The organism is Neoroseomonas soli, from assembly GCF_018129065.1.
GTDB lineage: Bacteria > Pseudomonadota > Alphaproteobacteria > Acetobacterales > Acetobacteraceae > Neoroseomonas > Neoroseomonas soli.
The window spans coordinates 1-2,358 of sequence record NZ_JAAEDM010000173.1 but is presented as its reverse complement, the minus strand read 5'-3'; the positions used below and the strand labels follow the sequence as shown (position 1 = coordinate 2,358).

Below are 2,358 nucleotides of genomic sequence, written 5' to 3'. Positions count from 1 at the left end.
CGTCCCGTGGCGCCGCCCGGGGCCGGGGGCAGCGATGCCGGGCTGGCGGCCTTCCTCGCCGGCGCCGGGCTGCCGCCGCACCTCGCGGCGCACACCGATCCGGACGCTGCGTTGCGCGCCCTCGGCGCTGCCTTCCATGCGGCGATCTCCGGCCTGCGGCAGCTGCTGATTGCGCGCGCCGATGTGAAGCGGGAGTTCCGCATCGAGCAGACCATGCTGCGCTCGGCCGGCAACAATCCGGTGAAGTTCGCCGCCTCCGACGAGCAGGCGCTGACCTCGCTGCTGACCGCCGGGCCGCAGACCGGTCCGCGCGCGGTGCGCGAGACGGTCGAGGACCTGACGGCGCACCAGGTGGCGACGCTGGCGGCGACCCAGGCCGCCGCGCGCGCCTTGCTCGCGCGCCTCGCGCCCGAGGGGATCGAGGGCCAGGACCAGGGCGGCGGCGGCCTCTTCGCCAGCAAGGACAAGCGCTTGTGGGAGGCCTACAAGCGCCTCCATCAGCAGGTCACCGAACAGTTCGACGACGATTTCGACAGCGCCTTCGGCAAGGAGTTCGCGCGCGCCTACGAACAGGCGTCGCGGAAGGACGGCTAGGGCATGGTCCGACATCAGTCCTTCGCGGATCATGGTCTAGGCTCCGCCGGGAGGCCGATTCACTGCGCCGCACGCCGGCCGGCGCGGCGGGTCGGCCTGCGGGCCCGAGGGTAAGGGAGCGTTTCGCGGATGCTGTGGCACGACAAGGTGGTCTGGCAGGAGGGGATGTTCCTCCGCGCCCAGCATTTCCAGCAGCAGGACCGGCATTTCGAATGGATGCTGCAGGCGCGTGCCGCACCGCTGCGCCCGCATCCCTGGGGCATCACGGAGCTTTCGCTCGACCGCGACCTGCTCGCGGCGGGCAAGTTCGCCATCGCCTCCGCGAGCGGCGTCATGGAGGATGGCACGCCCTTCGCCGTGCCCGGCAATGCCGACCAGCCGACGCCGCTCGACCTGCCGGAGGGCACGCGGAACTGCGTCGTCTACCTGGCGCTGCCGGTGCGCCAGCCGGGCAGCCCGGAGATCGCCTTCAGCGAAGGGCCGGAAATGGCCGCCGCGCGCTACGGCATGCGCGGCTTCGAAGCCTTCGACACCCATTCCGACGCGACCGTCCCCGCGGAACTCCAGGTCGGCCGCCCGCGCCTGCGCTTCATGCTGGAGACGGAGGAACGCGCCGGCTTCTCCTGCATCGGCCTGACCCGCGTGGTGGAGGTGCAGGCCGATCGCCGCGTGCTGGTCGATGACCGCTTCATCCCGCCCTGCCTGCGCGTCTCCGCGTCCCCGCCGCTGGGGAACCTGGTGGGCGAGCTGGTCGGCATGCTGGGGCAGCGGGCAGAGGCGCTGGGCGCGCGCCTGTCCCAGCCTGGCGCGCGCGGCGTGGCCGAGGTCGCGGACTTCCTGCTGCTGCAGGCGGTGAACCGCTGGCAGCCGCTGCTGGCGCACTGGGCCGACGCCGGGAATGTGCATCCCGAATCGCTCTACGCCGCGCTGGTGCAGTTGGCGGGCGAACTGGCCACCTTCACCGACCCGAAGCGCATGGCCGCGACCTATCCGGCCTATCGGCACGAGGACCTGCAGCGGTCCTTCGCGCCGGTCGTGGCCGACCTGCGCCGCAGCCTGTCGATGGTGCTCGAGACCAACGCGGTCTCGATTCCGCTTCAGGAACGCCAGTTTGGCGTGCGCGTCGGCCCGATCACCGACCGCAACCTGCTGCGCGCGAGCCAGTTCGTCCTCACGGTCCAGGCGGACATCCCGTCCGAGCAGATCCGCCGAGTATTCCCGAACCAGGTGAAGATCGGCGCCGTCGAGCACATCCGCGAACTGGTGAACGTCGCGCTGCCCGGCATCCAGGTGCGGCCGCTGCCGGTGGCGCCGCGACAGATCCCGTTCCACGCGGCGTCGGTCTATTTCGAACTGGACCGCGGCAGCCCGCACTGGGCGCAGATGCAGAATTCCGGGGCCTTCGCCATCCATGTCTCCGGCGATTTCCCGAACCTCAAGATGGAACTCTGGGCGATTCGCGGATGATGCCCTCAGACGCCGCGCGCCGCGCATCCGCGCGGCTTGGCTTCGCCGGACTTGCGGCGGGCCCCGTTCGGGCCCTCGGCATGCCTTCGGCGTGCCGCCGGTCCCGCGTGCCGCGCCACGCCACGTGCCGAACCATGAAGCAGGCTGAACCGAAGGACCGCGCGCGATGAGCGACAATCCCTTCGCCGAACCGGACGACAGCGACCGTACTGTGGTGCGCGGGCCCGGCGGTGGCGCGCCATCCCGCCCGCAGCCGGCGATGCCTGCGGGGCCGCGGCCTGCCGCGCCGCCTGCGGC

2 protein-coding genes are annotated in these 2,358 nt (G+C 71.9%); both read left to right on the top strand.

All coding sequences use genetic code 11. From position 1 onward, the window contains the following. Positions 1–594, top strand: a 594-nt coding sequence (gene tagH / locus GXW76_RS25175; RefSeq protein WP_211864883.1) for a type VI secretion system-associated FHA domain protein TagH, incomplete at its 5' end; no start/stop codon positions are given. 129 nt (positions 595–723) lie between these two features. Further along, a complete protein-coding gene (gene tssK, locus GXW76_RS25170) occupies positions 724–2,061 on the top strand; it encodes a type VI secretion system baseplate subunit TssK (protein ID WP_211864882.1) in 1,338 nt (445 codons plus the stop codon). The last annotated feature ends 297 nt before the right edge of the window (positions 2,062–2,358 follow it).